This window comes from Mesorhizobium yinganensis (genome assembly GCF_040081985.1).
Classification (GTDB): Bacteria; Pseudomonadota; Alphaproteobacteria; order Rhizobiales; family Rhizobiaceae; genus Kumtagia; species Kumtagia yinganensis.
This window is the reverse complement of the sequence record NZ_JBEBMH010000002.1, coordinates 361634-382854: the sequence shown is the minus strand read 5'-3', so window position 1 is coordinate 382854 and position 21221 is coordinate 361634. Positions and strand designations below refer to the sequence as shown.

At 61.5% G+C, this 21221-nt stretch carries 18 protein-coding genes, 1 tRNA gene and 2 pseudogenes; 15 read left to right on the top strand and 6 right to left on the bottom strand.

Translation table 11 applies throughout. From position 1 onward, the window contains the following. Nucleotides 1–138 precede the first annotated feature (138 nt). The 6 genes and pseudogenes from ABMA59_RS05380 to ABMA59_RS05355 all read left to right on the top strand — a co-directional run. Nucleotides 139–474, top strand: a pseudogene (locus tag ABMA59_RS05380) (transposase family protein); the annotation flags it as partial. Nucleotides 475–557: 83 nt separating this feature from the next. Next, the gene (locus tag ABMA59_RS05375) at nucleotides 558–752 is read left to right on the top strand and encodes a hypothetical protein (protein ID WP_349004276.1); all 195 of its coding nucleotides are present in this window, start codon (nucleotides 558–560) and stop codon (nucleotides 750–752) included. Between the two features lie 197 nt (nucleotides 753–949). Continuing rightward, nucleotides 950–1894, top strand: coding sequence for a substrate-binding domain-containing protein (locus ABMA59_RS05370; RefSeq protein ID WP_349004275.1), 945 nt, complete (start codon nucleotides 950–952; stop codon nucleotides 1892–1894). 127 nt (nucleotides 1895–2021) lie between these two features. After that, the gene (locus tag ABMA59_RS05365; protein WP_349004274.1) at nucleotides 2022–3590 is read left to right on the top strand and encodes a sugar ABC transporter ATP-binding protein; all 1569 of its coding nucleotides are present in this window, start codon (nucleotides 2022–2024) and stop codon (nucleotides 3588–3590) included. Then, nucleotides 3587–4600 (top strand): ABC transporter permease, encoded by a 1014-nt coding sequence (locus ABMA59_RS05360; protein WP_349004273.1) that lies wholly within the window; start codon nucleotides 3587–3589, stop codon nucleotides 4598–4600. Before ABMA59_RS05365 ends, ABMA59_RS05360 begins: the two co-directional genes overlap by 4 nt. Nucleotides 4601–4616: 16 nt before the next feature. Continuing rightward, nucleotides 4617–5630 carry a LacI family DNA-binding transcriptional regulator gene (locus ABMA59_RS05355; protein ID WP_349004272.1) on the top strand — a complete coding sequence of 338 codons (1014 nt, stop codon included), beginning with the start codon at nucleotides 4617–4619 and terminating at the stop codon, nucleotides 5628–5630. A 98-nt stretch (nucleotides 5631–5728) separates the two neighbouring features. Here ABMA59_RS05355 and ABMA59_RS05350 read toward each other — a convergent pair. Further along, nucleotides 5729–6537: pseudogene (locus ABMA59_RS05350) on the bottom strand (hypothetical protein); the annotation flags it as partial. Between ABMA59_RS05350 and ABMA59_RS05345 the strand changes: the two are divergent. Continuing rightward, a complete protein-coding gene (locus ABMA59_RS05345) occupies nucleotides 6429–6836 on the top strand; it encodes a M10 family metallopeptidase C-terminal domain-containing protein (RefSeq protein ID WP_349004271.1) in 408 nt (135 codons plus the stop codon). The pseudogene ABMA59_RS05350 and the gene ABMA59_RS05345 sit on opposite strands and share 109 nt — an antisense overlap. 688 nt (nucleotides 6837–7524) lie before the next feature. On the opposite strand, the gene ABMA59_RS05340 is transcribed toward ABMA59_RS05345, so the two are convergent. After that, nucleotides 7525–8457 carry a LysR family transcriptional regulator gene (locus ABMA59_RS05340; protein ID WP_349004270.1) on the bottom strand — a complete coding sequence of 311 codons (933 nt, stop codon included), beginning with the start codon at nucleotides 8455–8457 and terminating at the stop codon, nucleotides 7525–7527. 97 nt (nucleotides 8458–8554) lie between these two features. Between ABMA59_RS05340 and ABMA59_RS05335 the strand changes: the two genes are divergently transcribed. Beyond that, nucleotides 8555–9130 carry a YybH family protein gene (locus tag ABMA59_RS05335; protein WP_349004269.1) on the top strand — a complete coding sequence of 192 codons (576 nt, stop codon included), beginning with the start codon at nucleotides 8555–8557 and terminating at the stop codon, nucleotides 9128–9130. A 26-nt stretch (nucleotides 9131–9156) separates the two neighbouring features. Here the strand turns inward: ABMA59_RS05335 and ABMA59_RS05330 are convergent, their stop codons facing one another. Next, nucleotides 9157–10071 carry a LysR family transcriptional regulator gene (locus tag ABMA59_RS05330; RefSeq protein WP_349004268.1) on the bottom strand — a complete coding sequence of 305 codons (915 nt, stop codon included), beginning with the start codon at nucleotides 10069–10071 and terminating at the stop codon, nucleotides 9157–9159. Nucleotides 10072–10354: 283 nt separating this feature from the next. Here ABMA59_RS05330 and ABMA59_RS05325 point away from each other — a divergent pair, with 283 nt between their 5' ends. From ABMA59_RS05325 to ABMA59_RS05315, 3 genes are all read left to right on the top strand, one after another. After that, nucleotides 10355–10939 (top strand): GNAT family N-acetyltransferase, encoded by a 585-nt coding sequence (locus tag ABMA59_RS05325; protein ID WP_349004267.1) that lies wholly within the window; start codon nucleotides 10355–10357, stop codon nucleotides 10937–10939. After that, nucleotides 10932–11375, top strand: a complete 444-nt coding sequence (locus ABMA59_RS05320) for a hypothetical protein (protein WP_349004266.1) — start codon at nucleotides 10932–10934, stop codon at nucleotides 11373–11375. Before ABMA59_RS05325 ends, ABMA59_RS05320 begins: the two co-directional genes overlap by 8 nt. Nucleotides 11376–11603: 228 nt before the next feature. Continuing rightward, the gene (locus ABMA59_RS05315; protein ID WP_349004265.1) at nucleotides 11604–14372 is read left to right on the top strand and encodes a beta strand repeat-containing protein; all 2769 of its coding nucleotides are present in this window, start codon (nucleotides 11604–11606) and stop codon (nucleotides 14370–14372) included. Nucleotides 14373–14835: 463 nt separating this feature from the next. On the opposite strand, the gene ABMA59_RS05310 is transcribed toward ABMA59_RS05315, so the two are convergent. From ABMA59_RS05310 to ABMA59_RS05300, 3 genes are all read right to left on the bottom strand, one after another. Further along, entirely contained in the window at nucleotides 14836–15078 is a 243-nt protein-coding gene (locus ABMA59_RS05310; protein ID WP_349004264.1) for a hypothetical protein, read from the bottom strand. A gap of 461 nt (nucleotides 15079–15539) precedes the next feature. Further along, nucleotides 15540–15614: transfer RNA gene (locus ABMA59_RS05305), tRNA-Gln, on the bottom strand. 118 nt (nucleotides 15615–15732) lie between these two features. After that, nucleotides 15733–16077 carry a VOC family protein gene (locus ABMA59_RS05300; RefSeq protein WP_349004263.1) on the bottom strand — a complete coding sequence of 115 codons (345 nt, stop codon included), beginning with the start codon at nucleotides 16075–16077 and terminating at the stop codon, nucleotides 15733–15735. A 179-nt stretch (nucleotides 16078–16256) separates the two neighbouring features. On the opposite strand from ABMA59_RS05300, the gene ppdK reads away from it, so the two are divergent. From ppdK to ABMA59_RS05280, 4 genes are all read left to right on the top strand, one after another. After that, the gene (gene ppdK, locus ABMA59_RS05295) at nucleotides 16257–18920 is read left to right on the top strand and encodes a pyruvate, phosphate dikinase (protein ID WP_349004262.1); all 2664 of its coding nucleotides are present in this window, start codon (nucleotides 16257–16259) and stop codon (nucleotides 18918–18920) included. Between the two features lie 32 nt (nucleotides 18921–18952). Then, nucleotides 18953–19339, top strand: coding sequence for an ester cyclase (locus ABMA59_RS05290; RefSeq protein WP_349004261.1), 387 nt, complete (start codon nucleotides 18953–18955; stop codon nucleotides 19337–19339). Between the two features lie 97 nt (nucleotides 19340–19436). After that, on the top strand, nucleotides 19437–19907 hold the full coding sequence (locus tag ABMA59_RS05285) for a GNAT family acetyltransferase (protein ID WP_349004260.1): 471 nt from the start codon (nucleotides 19437–19439) through the stop codon (nucleotides 19905–19907). A 247-nt stretch (nucleotides 19908–20154) separates the two neighbouring features. Next, nucleotides 20155–21204: a nucleotidyltransferase family protein gene (locus ABMA59_RS05280; protein ID WP_349004259.1), complete on the top strand. Its 1050-nt coding sequence runs from the start codon at nucleotides 20155–20157 to the stop codon at nucleotides 21202–21204. The last annotated feature ends 17 nt before the right edge of the window (nucleotides 21205–21221 follow it).

Here is a 21221-nt window from a genome sequence, read left to right as displayed (position 1 = left end):
GGACCGTGACGATGAATGCCCGCTGACAGCCGCTACGCGGAAGTGAAAGAGGCCGGCTCGAAGCCGGCAAGTTTCACGACAAGCGGCTCCATGCCGTGCGGATCATCCGCCTGACTGCGGCATTCAGCAAATTCCAATACGCCGGCTGAGGAAGCTATCGTAGTAGCATTCCGCCAAGAGACGCTGCTGCCTCTGGACGATGTGCTCGGTTGTCTGAAGGACACCATTCCCAATCTAAGCCGCAGCGCCTTGCATCGTTGCCTTCAGCGCCACGGCATATCCCGGCTGCCAGTCGAGGAGACCAAGACCCAGCGCAAGCGGTTCGAGACCTATGAGATCGGCTACGTCCATATCGACAGTTGCAAGTTGCGGCATGCCGACGGAAGGCTCGTCATGGTCCTGGCGATCGACCGGGTCTCGAAGTTCATCTATGTCGAGTTCCACGAGAGTGCCGGCAAGGTGGAAGGCGCGGCCTCGGCGGCAACGACACCTATCGCGTCTACAACGCCGGCGACCTCGTCGTCGAGGACGCGAGCCAGGGCAGCGCTGACCGGGTGATGACCTCGGTCAGCTCCACACTGGGCGCCGATGTGCATGTCGAGATTCTGACGACCAGCAGTTCCACCGCGACGGCGGCTATCAACCTCACCGGAAACGAACTCAAGCAGACGATCACCGGCAATGCCGGAGCAGACATCTTGAGCGACGGCCGCCGGCAAGGCCGATATCATGATCGGATTGGGCGGCAATGATACGTATCGTGTCTATAACGCGGGCGACGTTCAGACCTTCGGCTTACCAGGGGCTGAACCAAGCCTAGGTATCGCCGAGTGCGTCGCCTACTTTGCTGGCCGCATTCGGCATTGCGCAAACGTTTGGCTACCAATACATTTCTCCGGCCGTCACTGATGGAGGATCAGCGGCAATCGGCTATGGGAGGAGTATTTTGATGAACAGACGTGAGTTTTTACTGTCGTCCGTGGCGACCGGTGCACTGATAATTGCACCCTCGGCTCTCGCCCAGGACAAGCTGACGGTCCTCGGTTCGGTGCCGAGCCTCAGCTTCCCGTTCTTCGTGCACATGCTGAACCAGATCAAGCTCGAGGCGGAAGCCCAGGGCGTCAACCTGATTGAAAGCGACGGCCAGAATTCCGCGCCGAAGCAGACGGCCGACATCGAGTCAGCGATCGTCCAGAAGGTCAATGCCATTGTCATTTCGCCGCTGGACGTCAACGCTCTGGCGCCCGCAGTCGAGCAGGCCGTGCAGGCCGGCATCCCGCTGGTCACCATCGACCGCCGCGTGGACGGCGTGGAAGGTATTCTGGCCCATGTCGGCGCCGACAACGTCAAGGGCGGCGAAGCGGAGGCGCAGGCCATGGTCGCCGCCTTCCCGAACGGCGCGAAGATCTTCCACCTGCAGGGCCAGCCCGGCGCCGGCCCGGCGATCGACCGCAACAAGGGCGTGCATAACGTGCTCGACCCGGTCAAGGACAAGTACCAGATCATCTTCGAGCAGACCGCGAATTTCGCACGTGCCGAGGCGCTGTCGGTGACCGAGGCAGGCCTCGCCGCCAACGGCAAGCCAGATGCGATCATCTGTGCCAACGACGACATGGCACTGGGCGCCATCGAGGCCTGCGCAGCGCGCGGCTTCAAAGACGTGAAGATCTACGGCTTCGACGCCTTGCCTGAGGCCCTCGTGGCGGTTCGCGACGGCACGCTGGCCGGCACGGTCGAGCAGTTTCCGGGCGAGCAGTCGCGCACGGCGGTCCGCATTGCGGTCGCCTACGCCAAGGACAAGACCGAGCCGAAGGAGAAACTCGTGCTCTTGACCCCCGTGGTTATTGGCAAGGACAATCTCGACAAGGCTGAGCGCATCGGCGAGGTCAAGTAGACCGCGTCCCGCGATCCATTGACGGTCCATGGCCGGTGCCTTCAGGCTGCCGGCCATGCACAGGCGAGACCTCGCCGAAACGCGAAGACCGCAGGTCGGCGCCCACTGGCTCACGGAGGAGAGGCGAATGTCAGCCGAAGCAACCGCGCCCGCCGATGTGCTCCTGGCCGTCGAAGGCGTGACCAAGCATTTCGCCGGCGTCATCGCCCTCAGTAACGTCTCGCTCGACGTGCGCCGTGGCGAGATTCTCGGACTGCTGGGCGAGAACGGCGCCGGCAAATCGACGTTGCTCAAAATCCTCTCGGGCGCGCAGGCGCCGTCGGGTGGGCGCATCATCTTCGACGGCGCGGACTACAAGCCGGCCACGCCCGACGACGCCAAGAAACTCGGCATCGTCACCATCTACCAGGAACTCAGCCTTATCCCGACGCTAACCGTTGGCGAGAACATCTTCATCGGCCGCGCGCCAGTCAATCGTCTCGGCTTCGTCAATTGGCGACGCTTAGAGCGCGAATCGCGGGAGATTATCGGCCGCGTCGGTCTGAGGATCGACCCCAAGACGCCGGTCTCCGCACTGTCGGTGGCCGAGCAGCAACTAGTCGAGATCGCCCGGGCGCTGTCGCTCGAAAGCCGGCTCATCATCATGGATGAGCCGACCTCGGCGCTGACCGAGACTGAGGTGCAAAAGCTGCTGTCGATCATGGGCCGTCTCCGCAAGGACGGCGTCGCCATCATGTTTGTGACGCACAGATTGGAGGAAGCTTCCGGCATCTGCGACCGCATGACAGTCCTGCGCGACGGTAAGCTCGCCGGCCATCTTGCAAGAGATGGCAAGCCGATCGCCATCCCGCGCATCATCGAGCGCATGGTGGGCCGAGCGGCTTCCGAGCTTTACGCGCGGCCGACCGAGCGCAACATCGCGGGTGACGTCCGCCTGTCGGTGCGCGGCCTGCGCACGGTGCGCGACCCCGAGGCGCCGCATGCCATCGTGCTGGAAGGCGTCGATCTCGACCTCAAGGCCGGCGAGATTCTTGGTGTCGCCGGACTCGTCGGCTCGGGCCGCACCGAACTCGCCCGCGCCATCTTCGGCGCGGACCGCGTCGCCTCCGGAACGGTCAGCCTTGACGGCAGGCCGATCGCGCCTGAATCGCCGGCCGACGCGATCCGGCTTGGCATCGGCCTCGTGCCGGAGGACCGCAAGCATCAGGCGATCTTCGCAGCGCTCGGCATTCTGAACAATTTCTCGGTCGCCGCACTCGGCAGCTACAGCAACAAGCTCGGCTTCATGGCGGAGCGGCGCGAGCGCGAGGCGCTGGCCGTCTACAAAAAGATGCTGTCGATCCGCATGGCCTCACCCGAGCAGGCAATCGAGGGCCTGTCCGGCGGCAACCAGCAGAAGGTGATCCTCGCCCGTTGGCTGGCGCGCGACCCGAAAGTGCTGATCGTCGACGAGCCGACGCGCGGCGTGGACGTCGGCGCCAAGGCGGAGGTGCACCAGATTCTGGTGCAGCTCGCCGCGCGCGGCATTGCCGTGATGATGATTTCGTCCGAACTGCCGGAAGTGCTTGCTGTCAGCGACAGGATCGTCACCATGCGGCGCGGACGCATCACCGGCGAGATGCCGGCGATCGAAGCCAACGAAGAAAAGCTGATGGCGCTGATGGCGCTCGACCAGCGCCAGGGAGAGGCCGCATGAGCACAGTCGTCGAGGAAGAGCGCCGCGGCATCGATGTCGCTCGCTTGCTGGTCGGCTTTGGGCCGCTGATCTTTCTCGTCGCGCTAATGATCGTCTTCACCATCATGAAACCGAGCTTCATTGACCCGATCAATCTCTTCAACATCACCAGGCAAATCTCGATCACCGGCCTGATAGCGCTCGGCATGACTTTCGTCATCTTGACGGCCGGCATCGACCTTTCCGTCGGCTCGCTGCTTGCTTTCTGCGGCATGGTGGCGGCGGTCGTCGCCAAGGGCGGCACGGCCAACACGCTGTCGCTCGATCCATCTCAATCGGCCGGCTACGGCTGGTTCGCGGCGATGGTGGCCGCAATCGTTGTCGGCGCCCTCTGCGGCGGCATCCAGGGTTTCGCCATCACGCGCCTCAAGGTGCCGCCCTTCGTCGTGACCTTGGGCGGGCTCACCGTTTTCCGCGGCCTGACCCTGACCATATCGAATGGCGGTCCGATTTCCGGCTTCGACGCCTCGATGCGCTGGTTCGGCACCGGCTTGATCGGTCCGGTGCCTGTGCCGGCGATCATCTTCATCATTGCCGCCATCCTTTGCCACATCGTGCTGCGCTACACCCGCTACGGCCGAGCGGTCTATGCGGTCGGCGGCAATGCCGAGGCGGCGCGGCTTTCCGGCCTGCGCGTCGATCGCATCCTGGTCTCGGTCTACGTCATCGTTGGCTTCTTCGCTGGGCTTGCCGCCTTCGTGCTTTCAGCCCGGCTCAACTCCTCGGAAGCCGTCGCCGGCATCGGCTACGAACTAACCGTCATTTCGGCCGTGGTCATCGGTGGCACGTCGCTGTTCGGCGGCGTCGGCTCGATCACCGGCACGGTAGTCGGCGCGGCGCTTATAGGCGTCCTTCAGAACGGACTGCAGTTCAACAACGTCTCGTCTTATACGCAGTCGATCGTCATAGGCCTCATCCTGGTGGTGGCCGTGGCCTTCGACCGCTGGTTGAAATCACGGGTGAGGCGGTAGGGGAGAACGATCCCAGGTGGTCACCATCAAGGACGTCGCGCGGCAAGCGAACGTCTCGTTTACCACCGTCTCGCATGTCATCAACAGGACCCGCGCCGTCAGCCCCGAGACGGCGACGCGAGTGCACGCGGCGATCGCCGAGCTCGGCTACCTGCCGTCCGAGGTGGCGCGCTCGCTGAAGTCCAACCGCACGCGCACCATCGGCATGATTGTGACGACCACGTCGAACCCGTTCTTTGGCGAGGTCATACGCGGCGTGGAGCGGGCCTGCTTCGAGGCCGGCTACGCGCTGATGATCTGCAACACCGACGACGTCACCGAGCACCTCGTGGCCTACATGCACACGCTGTTTACCAAGCGGGTCGACGCGATCGTAGCGATGACTTCCAACGCCAGCCCGGATTTCTTCGAGGAGCTCGGCCGGATCCAGCGCGTGCCGGTGGTGGCGATTGACGCGCCGCCGCATGCCGTTTCATCGGTCGTCTCCGACGATTCTTTTCTGGGCGGACGCATCGTCGCCGACTATCTCGCAGACAGCGGTTTTTCCCGCATGGCCTGCCTCTCTGGTCCGGTTGATCACCCACGCATGATCGACCGCCTTGAAGGGTTTACGGCCGCGCTGGAGGAGCGCGGCCTGGCGCTCAATCCCGGTCTGCTGCGTCGTGCAAGTCTTACCATGGAAGGGGGGAGGGCGGCCGCTCTCGGTCTGCTCGATGGCCCGCCCGGAAGTTGGCCGCAGGCGATCTTCGCGCTGAGCGACGTGATGGCGATCGGGCTGCTGCACGGCATCCGCGAACTGGGCCTGAGCGTTCCGGAAGACGTTTCCGTCGTCGGCTACGACGACATCGATTTCGCCGCCTATACCTTTCCGCCGCTGACCACTGTCCGACAACCGGCAATCGAACTCGGCGCCGTCGCCGCCAACGCCGTCGTCGATCACCTCGACAACGACCGCCCGCTGCCGCGATCGGTCGCGATCAAGCCGACGCTGATCGTCCGCCAATCCGTGGCGCGCGTTCCTCCCGGCTGATTCCGCCAAGTGCATGGCGGCACGACAGAGCCCAATTCGCCTACCTGCACGCGCCGAACGACATACTCGTCTGCGATGTCGCGGTCTTCGACGAAGTGTTCGGCGACGAAGTCGACATCTATGTTCGGTGGCTCGCGACGTTCCTTGCTGACAAAACGCTCGAACAGCAGATCACTGATCGCGGGATCGATCGCTGTGATGCCGAGCACACAACAGACTGCGGAGTTGGCGGCCGAACCTCTCCCTGTCGCGCGACCGGGCAAACCAACAATGGAATTGACCGTCAGGAAGCAAGGGGCATAGCCGAGCCTGTCGGTCAGCGACCGTTCTTGCCTGAGCGACGTCACGACATGATCCGGCAGGCTGTCAGGATAGCGTGTCTCCGTACCTTCCCACGTCAGCTTCTCCAGGGTCTGCTGCGGCGTCCGTGAAGCATCATCGCGTTCCTCGGGATACTGATAGGTTAGTTCCTCAAGGGAGAAGCGACATCGATCTGCCATATCGAGAGTTTTGGCGATTGCCTCGGGATATTGGGCAAACAGCCGTGCCATCTCCTCAGGCGGCTTGAGATAACGATCCGCATGGCGCTCACGCCGCACGCCGACATCGATCGTGCAATTGTGTCTTATGCAGGTCACTACGTCTGCAGCATGCGCCGGCCCGGCTCGTGGACGAGCACGTCGTTGGTGACAACCGTGGGCACCTTTGCCTCACCCGCGAGATTTGCCAACTGGTGCAGACGGAGTTGATCGTTCGGCCGCCGTCGCAGGGTGAGCCCGAGATAGGCCCGCTCATCAAATGCCTGCCGTATCCGCCGCAGCCACAGCGCACAATCGTCGTTGGCCTGAGCGGGCAGGAAGATGCCGATTAGTCCCCCAGCATAGGCAGCGACATCGTCCCAGCGCAGATCGCCTCTTTGCGGCGCTCAACGAGTCGGGCATCGGCGCGGCGAAGGCAGACCAGATCACAGACTTTGCACCGGGCGACAAGATCGACATCTCCAAGATCGACGCGGTCGCCGACGGCGACGACAATGCGTTCAAGCTCGATGCAGGCGGAGCCTTTGTCGCCGGTGAAATTCACCAGACCCTCTCCGGAGGCAATCTGGTGATCGATTTCAACGTCGATGGCGACGCCGCCGCGGAAATGTCGATCGTCCTGGTCGGCCAGACAACCTTGCTCGCCGCAGCCGATTTCATCCTCTGACGAAACGAACTCGACTCAAGCCAGCACGCGACGGTTTCGCCGCGTGCTGGCGTCCACAATTTTCAGCATCGGTCCTTCAAAGTGAAGATTCTGATATGGCCGGGCAGATCGGTCCGGGTGGGAAACGCCAGAACCTGCCAATCAACCTAACTGCACGAAATGCTGGAAACCGACGCTTGCTGCAACTCGCGACTTAGCGAGGCGGATAGTTTAGGGCGCTCGTCTGCCAGTGGAATTTCCACTCGCCAGTTCTGAGCCTGGAGTAAATCTTGCAGACCCGACCCTTCCAGTGGAAATCCTCGCCGTTTCTCGTGCTGCGCCACAGCGTGTCGATATCCACCACAGCCAGGGCTGCGTCGGCGCTCGGTGCGACTTGTGAATCAGGTCGTGTGTGGCAAAGAGCGCTTGGTAGTCCTTGCGCCACTGTTCTTCGTCGAACCCACACATTCCAAAAAACGAATCGATTGGATCGTGGGCATCTGCGTTTGGAGCAATGCGGCTGACCGCCATTGTGAGTGACACGCAAAGCAGAGAGAGCCTCTCGAAATCCATTTGACGCGATGGGATGAGACGGTCGTGGCGGGCGGCATGGTGCCGATTTCAATACAGATGAATAAATAGACGCAAGGAGCGAGCCGGCGCTAATTTCTAATCCCTTTCAGTAAATGACCAAGTCGAGTTCGTATTCTCAGCTTCTCAGCAGATTGACGAGCCATGCGACTCCGCCATCCCGCAATGCAACCTGTGGCGTGACGATATTCAGCGTAAATGTGCCGAGCGGCAACGGCGGCTCAATGGCCACCACGCCGAACCGGGCGCCGTGCATGTCAACGAAGCGTCTTGGCAGTGCCGATAACAGATCGCTGGATGCCAGGACGGCAAGTGCGAACATGAAATTCGGAACGGTCAAAGCGACACGTCGGGACAGGCCCTGTCCCGACAGGATGTTGTCGACGAAGCCGTGCGGGTCGCCGGTCTGCGATACTACCAAGTGCTGCATCGCGCAGTAATTCGACAGGCTCGGATCCCCGGCGAATGGGTGCCCAGAGCGAACTGCGATGATGAAGTCTTCGCGGTAGAGCGGTTGGCGAGCGAACCGGGCTGGGAATTCCTCGTTGGGAACGATCGCCACATCCATCATTCGCGCCTCAAGATCGGCCAATGCATCCTTCCACGCGATAACGGGCGATGTCTCGCCTTGCCGAGGCAGCAACTGCCGAATGCCGATGGCGATCCCTGGGGCCGCGCGGGATAATTTCTTCATCAGGGGCGGCAAGAAGACAGCCGAGACACCGTCTGGCGATCCGATGGTGAAGCGTCTTGTCGAAGTCGCAGGATTAAATGGCTGTGCAGTGGCGACGACACTTCTCACCCGTGACAGGATATCCGCAACCGCACCGCTGATTTCTTCCGCACAATCCGTTGGCACCACACCCTTCGGTGTCTTCAGGAACAAGGGGTCCTCCAGGAGGGTGCGCAACCGGCCAAGACCGTGGCTGACCGCCGATGCCGAGAGATTGAGACGCTCCGCGGCTCGACCGACATGGCGCTCCTCAAAGACCACTTCGAACAGCACCAGGAGATTGAGGTCGAGCCGGGACAGGTCAATTTCATGCAGCATATTGATGAAATCATATCACTGGATTCACCACAAAGGAAGTGAGAGGAGAGTCCAAGCCCGGCACAACGTCGGCAACGACTTAGAAAGGTGGATTTCGATGTTCACGATCAGCCGTGAGACGACGCCAGGTGTAAAACCGAAGCAAACAAAAACAAAGTGCCTGTCCAGACGCGCAGCCTTGGGCCTGGCTCTGGCCGCTCCTATCTCCGCCGGCGCAGCGCAAGCCTCGTCTGAAAGCGAGGCCATTCTTGCCGACATCGTTCAGCGCACCGAGGAACAGGCCACCGCTTTCATGGCCGGCGACATCACGCGATGGGCGTCGCTCATACAGCTCTCCGACGACTTTACCTTGATGCAGCCCTTCGGCGGGCCGACCAGCCACGGTTTCGACGACAGCCCCGAGCACCTGGCCGAGCTTGCAGCCTACTTCCGAAACGGCGGTGGCGGACTGGAACTCATCCAATCCTACGTCACTGTTGATATGACCGTCCTGGTAATGATCGAGCGACAATTTGGGGAAGTCGGAGGTCTGCCAAGTCAGGAGTGGTCGCTGCGCGTGACCCAGGTCTATCGCCGAGACGGTTCGGTCTGGCGGCTGGTGCATCGCCATGCCGACCCGTTGACCAAGAAGATCAGCCTCGAGAAGGCAGCGGCGCTGGCGCGAGGAGAATGATGTCTCGAATGATCACGCCCGTTCCGTCAGCGCTCCGTCGCTTCCTCGGCCAGCGCTGCAGACGCAGTCCTGCGCCGCTGTTGGCGCCAATGTTTGGTGTGTGCGCTCAAGTGATCGACAAAGGCGCGGACATGCTGGGCACGACGAAGTCGTTCCGGATAGACGATCCAGATGCTTGGCGTGACGTGTTCAACGGAGCAGCAAAAATGAAGATCATGCCTGGCGTCTCCAACCGGTATTGGAAGAATGCCGACGAAGTCGTTCCCGACGATGGCGTCGACAAGCGTTGCCGTGCTGTTGGTCGAGTAGCTGATTTTGACATCGGAACGCCACGCTGCAAGCAGCACTTCCGCGCGTCCGGCGGGCGTTGCCAAAGGACGGCTGAGCGCTTCGTCCATGGTCCGCGGCGCTCCGTGCCGCTGCGCGTAGCCGACACTGCAATAGAACGCCCACGGGGTCTCGGCGACCTTGCGAGCGATCAGCGCAGGCTCATCCAACGAGAAACCACCGCGCAGCGCCACATCGGCTTCACCTCCGATCAGGTCCAATTTCCGGTCGCTCACCTCCAAGGCAATGCGGATGTCGGGGCGCTTCCGGGCGAATTGGGTGATCGCTGTTTGCGCAATCTGCTCGACCATCCAGTCGCTCGTCGTAAATCGGATCAGGCCGCGCTCGGTTCGCAGGGCTTCCACCTGCCGGCCAAACGCCTCGGCGCCGGTTTCGACAAGTTGGGCTTGCTCCATCAGGGCCGAGCCTTGGGGCGTCAGTTTGTAGCCGCTTGCCGAGCGCTCAAAGAGTGTGGTGTTCAACGCACGCTCAAGAGCAGTGATGCGGCGCGCACAGGTCGTCTGGTTCACATCGAGGGCGCGCGCAGCGCCAAGCGTCGTTCCGCTGCGCGCGACGGCGAGGAAATAACGCAGGTCGCTCCACTCGAAATGCATGGCAATCCCGGTTCTGCAATTGTGCAGAAGATTACTGCAATACGGTTGATTTCGTGTCGACCCCAACCTCGTCTAACTCAACGCATCCGAATGAGCGCGGAGAGGCCGGAAACTGGCTTTATCGATGGGACTCTCGGCAGGCCCGATCGAGCGAACACGAAGAGACAAGAGCGGGCCAGTTCTTGAAATCGTAGACCAGGTCGAGCGCAGTCCGCGCTCACCTTCCGAATCATTAATCCGGCCAACGCACCCGCAGCTCTCTCCGCTGACGATGCGATGCCGTATGGCTGAGGAACTGACAATGCTGGACATGCCAAAAACCACCATCCGGCGCGCGAGCCCAGGGGACGTGCTCGAAATCTCCGATCTCATCGGAACGGCACTGGCGCCGTTTCTTACGATGAGGCGTGAACCCGTCGATCGCTACATCGCCCACTCGCGCAACATCGTAGAGAGCTCGAACAGCGGTGACGTGCTGGTCGTCGAGGATGCCGAGGGTATCGCGGGCACGGTAACCTACATGGCAAGCCAGCGCAGGCGGGATAGACTTCTGCCCGAAGCCTGGGCGACCTTCCGCACTCTTGCCGTTCATCCGAGGGCGCGCGGTCGTGGCCTCGGGACCCGGCTCGTCAATCATTGCGTCGAGGCAGCCCGGACCGAGGGCGCCCCGGTCATCGGCCTCCACGCCGGCGCCTTCATGGCCACGGCTAGAGGCACCTTTCACAGGGCCGGGTTCGTGCGAAGCCCTGAACAAGATTTATTCGCCTCTTCTTTCCTGGCCTTTGATGCGTCGGAAGGCGACCTGCTGATCGCGGCCTATCGGCTCGACTTTGATGGCGGCACCAGACGGAAAAATCATCATGGATAAATTCTATCTGCTGCTATGGTCGTTGCTGTCGTTCTGGGAACTCGGGCAGATCTGGTTTGCACAGGTCGTCGTCTACCCGCTGTTCGCGAAGGTCGGCGAGACCGACTATGTCGCCTACCACCGCTTCTACACGAACCGAATTCCCTTTGTTGTCATCCTACCAGGCTTTGCGAGCTTCCTGCTGCCGACAGCGCTTGCCTTCTTCGGCCCAACGGTGCCCATATGGATGACGGCCGCCAACATCGGCTTGGGCGGAGTTGGCCTTCTAGTCACCGTTGGCCTGGAAATCCCCCGGCACGGGAAGCTGGAGAAGTTCGGCAAAAACGAGGCTCTTATCGCCGAACTCATCCGCTACAATTGGCCGCGAACGGCTTCGATCACTCTGCAAGCGATTGTAACTATGCTGATGCTGGTTCACGTGACCGGCTTGAGCTGACCGGCAGCGATGGACCGACAATAACAAGGCAGCGGCGATGCGCGTTGCACCGGCTTGGCCCACAATAGTCCAAGCATTCTCCGGCTGTCTCGTGCGCACGACCTAAGCCAACCCCAATCCGACTGGAACCCGACCGTCTCCGGCACCGCCGGATGGCGACCCTGCCGCTTGGCCGGCAGTAACCCGCCGCGCTTCGCGGCAGATCAAAATCTTCGAAAGGAACACATTATGGCTACTGTCAATGGTGACGGAGGCAACAACTTTCTGCAAGGATCCGCCTTTGCCGACACGATCAATGGCTTCGGCGGCAACGACACGCTGGTTGGTTTCGGCGGGCTCGATGTCCTAGATGGAAGCGTCGGTATCGATACTGTGGACTACAGTGCTTCGGGCGCGGCTGTTTTTATCGATCTCGTAAACGGAACAACGGGCGGCGGCGATGCCGAGGGAGACACTCTTGTCTCGATCGAGAATTTTATCGGCTCAGCGTTCGACGACGGTTTCTTTACAGACAATGGCAACAACACCATTTTTGGTGGCGCGGGCAATGACTTCGTTCTCGCCAACGGCGGTAACGACGTGATCGTCGGCGGCGCCGGAGGTGATACGATCTCTGGCGGCGATGGAGCCGACTTCGCCAGTTACGAGGGCTCCAATGTCGGCGTCGTCGTCAACCTGCTCACCGGCACCACCGGCGGTGGCGACGCGACCGGAGATATCCTCAGCTCTATTGAAAATCTGCGCGGATCATCATTCGGTGACACGCTTACCGGCGACAACGGCGACAATCGCATCGAAGGCGGCGGCGGCGACGACATCATCGACGGTCTCGGCGCCAACGACGTCCTCGTCGGCGGCGCTGGCCTGGACAGCCTGTCGGGCGGCGACAACAACGACTTCCTGGTCGGCGGCGCGGGTTCCGATCTGCTCAGTGGCGGTGCCGGCATCGACGCGGCCGACTATTCAGCTTCGTCCGCCGGTGTGACCGTCAAGCTAGACGGTGGCTTTGGCAATGCTGGCTTTGGTGCGGGCGGCGACGCCGAGGGAGACCTGCTTGGCGGCATCGAGAACCTTCAAGGTTCGAACCATGCCGACACCCTCGAGGGCGATGCGTTGGGCAACGCCATGAATGGTCTCAGTGGCGACGACAGCTTGCGTGGCCTTTCCGGCGACGACATTCTCGCAGGTCAGGTCGGCGCTGATACGATCGACGGCGGCGATGGTGTCGACACGGCGGCGTACGACTCGTCCGGCGCCGGCGTCAACGTCTCACTGCTGCTTGCCATCGCGCAAGGTGGCGACGCGCAAGGCGATACCCTCATAGGTATCGAGAACATCAATGGTTCGGGTTTCGGCGATATCATCAGCGGGGACGGCGCCGACAATCGCCTGCAGGGGTTGAGCGGTTCCGACGAACTCAACGGCTTCTCTGGCAATGATCGGCTGGAAGGCGGTGCGGGCATCGACCGGCTTTCCGGGGGCACCGATGACGATATCCTGATCGGTGGGGCTGATGGCGACGACTTGTTCGGCGACGACGACAACGACCTCCTGGTTGGCGGCTCCGGCGCCGATCATCTCGACGGTGGCGAGGGCATCGATATCGCGGACTATTCTGGCTCGTCGGCAGCCATCGTCCTTTCGCTCTCTTCCGACACGACCACGACCCGGGCCAATGGCCTTATAGCCCTCGGCGCCAGCGGCGGCGATGCAGAAGGCGATGTTCTCGACAATATCGAGCAGGTGCTGGGCAGCGTCTTCGATGATGACATTGAGGGGGATGCGCGTGCCAACAAGCTCAACGGCGGCGATGGTAGCGACCTTCTCAAGGGTGAAGACGGTGGCGATACACTGGATGGAGGGGCTGGTAGCGACATTCTGGTTGGTGGCGAGGGCAATGATCTCTACATCGTCACCCAGGCGGACAACGTCAGCGAAGTCGCTGGCGAAGGGAGCGCTGACCGCGTCGCGGCGCTCGAGAGCTTCATCCTAGGCGGCGGCGATGATATCGAAATCCTTTCGACGACGAATACCAACTTCAACGCAGCCATAAACCTGACTGGCAACAAGCTAAAGCAGGAGATTCTTGGCAACGCCGGCGCCAACATCCTCCACACCGGTGGCGGCGCCGCCGATGTGATGAAGGGCTTTCTGGGCAACGATACCTACCGGATCTTCAACTCCGCCGACGTCGTCGTCGAAACCGCCGGCAACGGCTCCGACACGGTGATCGCGGCGGTGGACTACAAGTTGTCGGCGAGCGCCGAGATCGAGAACCTGTTCACCAACGGCTCGTCCGGCACCTCGTCGATCGATCTGACCGGCAATGCGCTCAGACAGGAAATCGCCGGTAATGCCGCGGCGAACATTCTGCATGACGGCGGCGCCGGCGCGGCTGACGTCATGCGCGGCTTTAACGGCAACGACACCTACCGGGTCTTCAATTTCGGAGACATCCTCATCGAACTCGCTTGTGAGGGCATCGCCGACAAGGTCGTGGCCGCGGTGGACTATAGGCTCGGCTCAGGCGTCCATGTCGAGATCCTGCAGACCAACGGCTCGACCACGACATCGGCGATCGACCTGACCGGCAACGAGTTCGGCCAGCAGATCACCGGCAATGCAGGCGCCAATCGCATCGAGGGCAAGGGCGGCATCGACACCCTTCGCGGTGGCAGTGGGGCGGATACCTTCGTCTTCGCCTCGACGCTGGGCGCGGCGAACGTCGACAAGATCGTCGACTTCAGCGTGCCGGCCGACCGGATGCTCCTGTCGGACGCGACTTTCACCGCGCTCGCCACCGGAACGCTTTCGTCGGCAGCGTTCCGCGCCAACAACACCGGCCTGGCGCAGGATGCTTCCGACCGCATCATCTACGAGCGCGACAGCGGCAAGCTGTTCTATGACGCCGACGGCCTCGGCGGGCAGGGCGGCATCCACTTCGCGACGCTGACGGTCGGACTGGCGCTCACTAACGCCGACTTCTCGGTGGCTTAGCGGAAAATCAATATCCTGCCAGCGGCACGTCTGCCAGCACAGCGGCGCTGGGCTACGAATAAGCTTCAGCGTGGAGTTTGTGTTGGGCTGAGGAAACAATGAGTTCCGAGCATCTGCGGAACTCCCTGCAGAAATGGGACCGCCGGACCATAATCCAATTCACCCTTGGCCCGGCGGTCAGTGACCAGGCGTGGATGCGCTCCAGGCATCCCGACCCTCGCAGCAATATCGACGGGGATGGATTTTGAACTGTCGTACGATGAGACGACTGGCAGCGATAATCGTCCCTGCCTACGACCTGTCAGTCATCGGACGCCGGATCTGATTGAGCGTCTTTTTGGGCGGCTGAGCGGTGAAAATCTGGCGCTCCGTCTCGCCGGCTGCTAGGTGCTTCCGCATTGCGTCCAGCTTGGCGCGGCGGGCGTATTCATCGAACTCGCGCCGGCCCTTCACGACTTGAACGTCAAGCGCCGCGTCCATCAGGGTTTTTGATGTCGATGTTCTCGCGCTGCACTCGCGCAATCGCCGCTTGCTTGGCCGCGTCGATGTCGGCAGCGGTCGGCATCGCCTGCCGGGTGCGCTCGTCACGTTCAAGGCTCGCCGTGTAGTGCTGCCACGTCGCGTCCGCCTTGTCGTCAAGCGTCAGCAGACGGCGGGTGCGCACGTCATGGAATTCCCGGTTCCATGCCTCCACTACGGGCCACATGCGCCGCTTAGCCTCGCCTTCGTGCCGAGCGCCTTCACAACCTCCTTTTGCCGAAGCTATCAATGAGGTCTATGGGAACCTGACGCGGGCGTAGTAGCTCGCGCCGCGTCGTAGGAGGTAGCTAATTCGCGCCATTTTCGGACCCTGTGTAGCATCCCGGTGTTACAACTTCGTCCGAAAAAGGTCAATAATGGCAGTTAGTTAGGCGATTTCATGCCCTTGAATATTGGCTGGATTACTGTCCAGGAGTCCCAGCCATTCACTTTTTTCTCAATATGACGGTCCCAGAGCACCGTGCCGTCGACCAGGCAAACATGCATCCCCTGCTCGGCGCCGTGCTGGTCCTCCGGCTCAGCCCGTTCCATCTAATAGCCGTCTTGCGGTTTTGTGACCCGGAAACTGTTCCGGCTGCCATTTGTCCGATCGCTCTAAGTATTTGATTTTAATATATAATAGAGGATTGGCTGGGGCGCCTGGATTCGAACCAGGGGATGGCGGTACCAAAAACCGCTGCCTTACCGCTTGGCTACGCCCCAACGGTCCGGCGCGAACGCCGGAAACGCCGCCTTATAGGCAGAGTGCCGGTGAAGCGCAATTGTCATATCGCTGCTTTCCGCGTCGATCGCTTACCGAGCGAATCTGGCGCGGCGCCGGTTACTCTCCCCATACCGCCAACTCATTGCCGGCCGGGTCGACGAAATGAAAACGCCGTCCGCCGGGGAACGAGAAGATCGGCTTGACGATTTTGCCGCCGGCGTTTTCCACGGCATCGTATGTGTCGTCCAGCGCCTCCGAATAGAGCACCGGCAGCGGTTTTGCCGGCGCCTCCGCGCTGTCGGCCTGGAAGCCGCCTTCCAGCCCCTCGTCGAACGCCGAATAGGTCGGCCCGTAGTCGGTGAAGGACCAGGAGAAAGCAGCGCTGTAGAACGCTTTCATGCTGTCCAGCGTGCCATGCGCGGCCGGCAGTTCGAGATAGTCGAGCTTTCCTGTCTCTTTCATGATATGCCCCTGCATGTTCCTGATATGTTCTATATCTGCAGCGCCGCGATTGCAAGCCGCGAAAGGAGGGAACCTTCTAATCGATTGTAGGGTTCCAAGCCGCCGCGCCGCATCTTGTCTTTCGCACTGCACCACAATATCGCTGCCGATGGGGCCGGCGGTCGAGGCGAGGAGCGAGCATGACCAAATGGGTTTATACCTTCGGCGACGGAGCGGCCGAGGGGCGTGCCGGCGACAGGAACCTGCTCGGCGGCAAGGGCGCCAACCTTGCCGAGATGTGCAGCCTGGGCCTGCCCGTGCCGCCCGGCTTCACCATCACCACCCAGGCCTGCAATATCTACTACGCCAACGGCAACGTGCATCCGGCGGAGCTTGCCGGGCAGGTGAAGGATGCGCTGGCCGAGGTCGGCAAGATCGCCGGCCGGCGTTTCGGCGACCCCGAAAACCTGTTGCTGGTCTCGGTTCGCTCCGGGGCTCGCGCATCGATGCCGGGCATGATGGACACGGTTCTGAACCTCGGCCTCAACGACGTGACCGTCGAGGCGCTGGCGAAGGATTCGGGCGACGCGCGCTTCGCCTATGACAGCTACCGGCGCTTCATCCAGATGTATTCCGACGTTGTGATGGGCCTCGACCACGAAGTGTTCGAGGAAATCCTTGAGGACGAAAAGGCGCAGCGCGGCTACGAACTCGACACCGAATTCTCGGCCAAGGACTGGCAGAGCGTGATCGCGCTTTACAAGGCCAAGGTCGAGGAGGAACTCGGAAAGCCGTTTCCGCAGGATCCCGACGAGCAGCTCTGGGGCGCGATTGGCGCGGTCTTCTCGAGCTGGATGAACGCGCGGGCCATCACCTACCGCCGCCTGCACGACATTCCCGAAAGCTGGGGCACTGCGGTCAATGTCCAGGCCATGGTGTTCGGGAATATGGGCGAAACCTCCGCCACCGGCGTCGCATTCACCCGCAATCCTTCGACCGGCGAAAAGGCGCTCTACGGCGAGTTTCTGGTCAATGCCCAGGGCGAGGACGTGGTGGCCGGCATCCGCACGCCGCAGAACATCACGGAGAAGGCGCGCATCGCCGCCGGCTCCGACAAGCCCTCGCTGCAGAAGCTGATGCCCGAGGCGTTTTCGTCTTTCGTCGGCATCTGCGAGCGCCTGGAAAAGCATTACCGCGACATGCAGGACCTCGAATTTACCATCGAGCGCGGCAAATTGTGGATGCTGCAGACCCGTTCCGGCAAGCGTACGGCGAAGGCCGCGCTGAAGGCGGCTGTCGACATGGCCAACGAAGGGTTGATAACCCATGCGGAGGCCGTGGCGCGCATCGACCCCGCCTCGCTCGACCAGCTGCTGCATCCGACGATCGACCCGAAGGCGCAGCGTGATGTCATCGGCACGGGCCTGCCCGCCTCGCCGGGCGCCGCGACCGGCGAGATCGTGTTTTCCTCCGCGGAGGCCGAGGATGCGAAAAAGGCCGGCCGCAAGGTCATCCTGGTGCGCGTCGAGACCAGCCCGGAAGACATCCACGGCATGCATGCCGCCGAAGGCATCCTGACCACGCGCGGCGGTATGACCAGCCACGCGGCCGTGGTGGCGCGCGGCATGGGCAAGCCCTGCGTGTCGGGCGCCGGTTCGCTGCGGGTCGACTACCGCCTCGGCACGCTGGTCGCCATGGGCCATACGCTGAAGAAGGGCGACGTCATCACCATCGACGGCGGCACCGGGCAGGTGCTGAAGGGCGCCGTCGCCATGCTGCAGCCGGAGCTTTCCGGCGACTTCGCCGCGATCATGGAATGGGCCGACAAGTCGCGGCGCATGAAGGTGCGCGCCAATGCCGAGACGCCTGCCGATGCGCGCATGGCGCGCTCCTTCGGCGCCGAGGGCATCGGGCTCTGCCGCACCGAGCACATGTTCTTCGATGGCGACCGCATCATCGCCATGCGCGAGATGATTTTGGCCGACAACGAGAAGGGCCGCCGGGCCGCGCTCGACAAGCTGCTGCCCATGCAGCGCTCCGACTTCGTCGAACTGTTCGAGATCATGGCCGGCCTTCCGGTCACCATCCGCCTGCTCGACCCGCCGCTGCACGAGTTCCTACCCAAGACCGAGAAGGAATTCGAGGAAGTCGCGTCCGTGCTGAACGTGCCGGCGGAAAAACTCCGCCACCGCACAGAGGCGCTGCACGAGTTCAACCCGATGCTTGGCCATCGCGGCTGCCGGCTGGCGATCTCCTATCCCGAAATCGCCGAGATGCAGGCGCGCGCCATGTTCGAAGCCGCGGTCGAGGCCGGCAAGAAGACCGGCAAGCCTGTGGTTCCGGAAATCATGGTTCCGCTGGTCGGGCTGAAGAAGGAGCTGGATTTTGTCAAGGCGCGCATCGACGTCGTGGCGGCGGCGGTCATGGCTGAGACCGGCACCACGATCGATTACCTCACCGGTACGATGATCGAGTTGCCGCGCGCCGCCATCCGCGCCCATGTGATCGCCGAGAGTGCCGAGTTCTTTTCCTTCGGAACCAACGATTTGACGCAGACCACCTTCGGCATTTCGCGCGACGATGCCGCGATGTTCCTCGAGACTTACCGGCAGAAGGGCATCATCGACCGGGATCCGTTCGTGTCGATCGACGTCGACGGCGTCGGCGAACTGGTGCACATCGCTGCCGAAAAGGGCAGGGCGACGCGCCCTGCTATAAAGCTCGGCATCTGCGGCGAGCACGGCGGCGACCCCGCCTCGATCCATTTCTGCGAGAAGGTCGGGCTGGATTACGTGTCGTGCTCCCCCTTCCGCGTGCCGATCGCGCGGCTGGCGGCAGCGCAGGCGGCGGTGAATAAGGGGTAGGCTCGTCCCCTCGGTCACTGAGAAAAATCACGATGACCAAAGGCGAACTCTGTGAAGTCTATCGGGACTACATCGATTGCCTGAACATGCAGGACTGGCCGAGTCTGGGACGGTTTGTGGATGACGATGCCGCCCACAACGGCCAGCGGATCGGGCTGTCGGGGTATCGCGAGATGCTGGAAAGGGATTTTCGCGAGATTCCCGATCTTTGTTTCGATATCCGGCTGCTGGTTTCCGATCCGCCCTACGTAGCGAGCCGGCTCGGCTTCGACTGTAGGCCTGTGGGAAAATTCCTCGGGCTTGAAGTCAACGGTCGGAGAGTGTCGTTCACGGAGAATGTATTTTACGAATTTCGGAACGGCAGGATTTGCGAGGTATGGTCAGTGATCGATAAGGCTGCCATCGAAGCACAGCTTTAGGCGAAGCATTGCCGAACCTCACCGCGATACTGCCCCTTGGCAGTCCGCATCGGATGAGCAACATACGGGCGGCATCGTGGAAATGGCCGGAGGGCAAATGGCGCGGTTCAGCCGGTATCTTTTCGCGATAGCAGCAGGTTTCCTGATTGTGCTCGCCGCGTCGCTGATGGCCTTTGCCGCCTACCAGGTCGGCGCGGCTTTCGTCGCGTTGCTGACCGTCCTGGCCTCGGGCGACTTCGGCTACACCATCATCGATTCGATCGGCTACGTCGTCATCGCCATCGCCATCATCGATGTCGCAAAACATCTGATCGAGGAGGAAGTGATGGGCCGCCACGACGCGGCGTCCGGCTTCCGCGAGAATTTTTCGAAATTCATCTCCATCATTTCGATCGCCATCTTCCTGGAGGGCCTCGTGCTGGTCTTCAAGACCACGCAGGACGACATCAAGCTGTTGGTCTATCCGGTGCTGCTGCTTCTGGTCGGCGTGGCGATGACGGTCGGCCTGGCGATATTCCAGCGCTTTGGCTCCTCCCGGCCGCGCGACGGCGGACAGAGTGGGGCGTAGGAGACCGGCTCGATGGGTTTTGCATCCTTCGGCGTTCTTAAAAAGCTGGACTGTGGCACGGGAAAATAGGCCGACGGGTCGACCGCTGAAAGAAAAGCATTATTTGTGGCAGCCGGAGCGCCGTTTCCGCAGGCCAAATTCGACCCATGAATGGCTATACCCACTTTGCAAATTGGTTATAGCTTGATACGCAGCCAGCAGCCGCGTATCAAGCTATAACCAATTTGCAAAGTGGGTATAGCCATTCATGGGTCGCCGACTCGATATTATTTACACGACGATGGCCGCGGAATTGCTCGATCGCGCCCTTGATGCGCAATTTGATTCGGATTTTTCAGAAACGGGAACGTTTATCGAAGTGCCTGTCGAAGGCAGAAGCTACTGGTATTACAAATTTTCCCAGCGCGATGGGCAGAAAGATGGACGTAAATATGTTGGACCGGTCGACGACGCAGAACTGACTAGCCGAGTTCAGAAATTTCGAGAATTGAAAACCGATTTTCAGGCACGAAGGAAAATCGTCTCGACGCTCGTTCGCGAAGGCCGCCTCTTTAGCCCGGAGCGGCGGGTTGGTGACCTCATCGAAGCTTTTTGGAAAGCCGGCTTGTTCCGTCTGCGCGCCTGTCTGGTGGGAACGGTGGCATACCAAACTTACGGCACGGTCTTGGGATATCGGTTTTCCGGTTCGGCAATGCAGACTGGCGACATAGATGTGGCTCAGTTCCATTCCATCTCCGTCGCAGTGGACGATACGATCCCGCCCGTTCTCGATGTATTGCACGAGGTCGATAGCAGTTTTCGAGCAGCGCCTGCCCTCAATGACGCACAAGGATCGACGAGATATGTGGCTGATGGTGGACTTCGGGTCGACTTTCTCACGCCCAATCGAGGCAGCGACGAGTTTTCCGGAAAACCTGCGAAAATGCCTTCCTTGGGGGGAGCGGCCGCCGAGCCGCTCCGATTCCTTGACTTTCTCATCTATGAGCCGGTCCGGACAGTACTGCTGCACAAGGGTGGGATTCCCGTGACCGTTCCTGATCCGGCGCGCTTTGCCATTCACAAGCTGGTTGTCGCGGCCCGCCGCCGGATCGGCAGCGGTAAAGACATGAAAGATCTCGAACAGGCGGGAAACCTCGTCAAGGCCTTGGAGGAAACCGCGCGTCTGGAAGATCTGAGGGAAAGGTATCGCGAAGCACGTGATAGAGGGCCGGCGTGGCGCGAGGCTATAGACACTTCACTGTTGCGAATGCGCCAGTTGAAGATGAACCTTGCGCCTGACTTGCTAGCGCATGATTGAGCCGGGACCAAGCGCCG

What these genes read in the sequence shown, in the direction of transcription:
- ABMA59_RS05375 (WP_349004276.1), top strand. Translation starts at nt 558, where the DNA reads ATGACCTCGGTCAGCTCCACACTGGGCGCCGATGTGCATGTCGAGATT.
- ABMA59_RS05315 (WP_349004265.1), top strand. Translation starts at nt 11,604, where the DNA reads ATGGCTACTGTCAATGGTGACGGAGGCAACAACTTTCTGCAAGGATCC.
- ABMA59_RS05335 (WP_349004269.1), top strand. Translation starts at nt 8,555, where the DNA reads ATGTTCACGATCAGCCGTGAGACGACGCCAGGTGTAAAACCGAAGCAA.
- ABMA59_RS05285 (WP_349004260.1), top strand. Translation starts at nt 19,437, where the DNA reads ATGGCGCGGTTCAGCCGGTATCTTTTCGCGATAGCAGCAGGTTTCCTG.
- ABMA59_RS05320 (WP_349004266.1), top strand. Translation starts at nt 10,932, where the DNA reads ATGGATAAATTCTATCTGCTGCTATGGTCGTTGCTGTCGTTCTGGGAA.
- ABMA59_RS05290 (WP_349004261.1), top strand. Translation starts at nt 18,953, where the DNA reads ATGACCAAAGGCGAACTCTGTGAAGTCTATCGGGACTACATCGATTGC.
- ABMA59_RS05325 (WP_349004267.1), top strand. Translation starts at nt 10,355, where the DNA reads ATGGCTGAGGAACTGACAATGCTGGACATGCCAAAAACCACCATCCGG.
- ABMA59_RS05365 (WP_349004274.1), top strand. Translation starts at nt 2,022, where the DNA reads ATGTCAGCCGAAGCAACCGCGCCCGCCGATGTGCTCCTGGCCGTCGAA.
- ABMA59_RS05300 (WP_349004263.1), bottom strand. Translation starts at nt 16,077, where the DNA reads ATGAAAGAGACAGGAAAGCTCGACTATCTCGAACTGCCGGCCGCGCAT.
- ABMA59_RS05370 (WP_349004275.1), top strand. Translation starts at nt 950, where the DNA reads ATGAACAGACGTGAGTTTTTACTGTCGTCCGTGGCGACCGGTGCACTG.
- ppdK (WP_349004262.1), top strand. Translation starts at nt 16,257, where the DNA reads ATGACCAAATGGGTTTATACCTTCGGCGACGGAGCGGCCGAGGGGCGT.
- ABMA59_RS05280 (WP_349004259.1), top strand. Translation starts at nt 20,155, where the DNA reads ATGGGTCGCCGACTCGATATTATTTACACGACGATGGCCGCGGAATTG.
- ABMA59_RS05360 (WP_349004273.1), top strand. Translation starts at nt 3,587, where the DNA reads ATGAGCACAGTCGTCGAGGAAGAGCGCCGCGGCATCGATGTCGCTCGC.
- ABMA59_RS05330 (WP_349004268.1), bottom strand. Translation starts at nt 10,071, where the DNA reads ATGCATTTCGAGTGGAGCGACCTGCGTTATTTCCTCGCCGTCGCGCGC.
- ABMA59_RS05345 (WP_349004271.1), top strand. Translation starts at nt 6,429, where the DNA reads ATGCCTGCCGTATCCGCCGCAGCCACAGCGCACAATCGTCGTTGGCCT.
- ABMA59_RS05340 (WP_349004270.1), bottom strand. Translation starts at nt 8,457, where the DNA reads ATGCTGCATGAAATTGACCTGTCCCGGCTCGACCTCAATCTCCTGGTG.
- ABMA59_RS05310 (WP_349004264.1), bottom strand. Translation starts at nt 15,078, where the DNA reads ATGTGGCCCGTAGTGGAGGCATGGAACCGGGAATTCCATGACGTGCGC.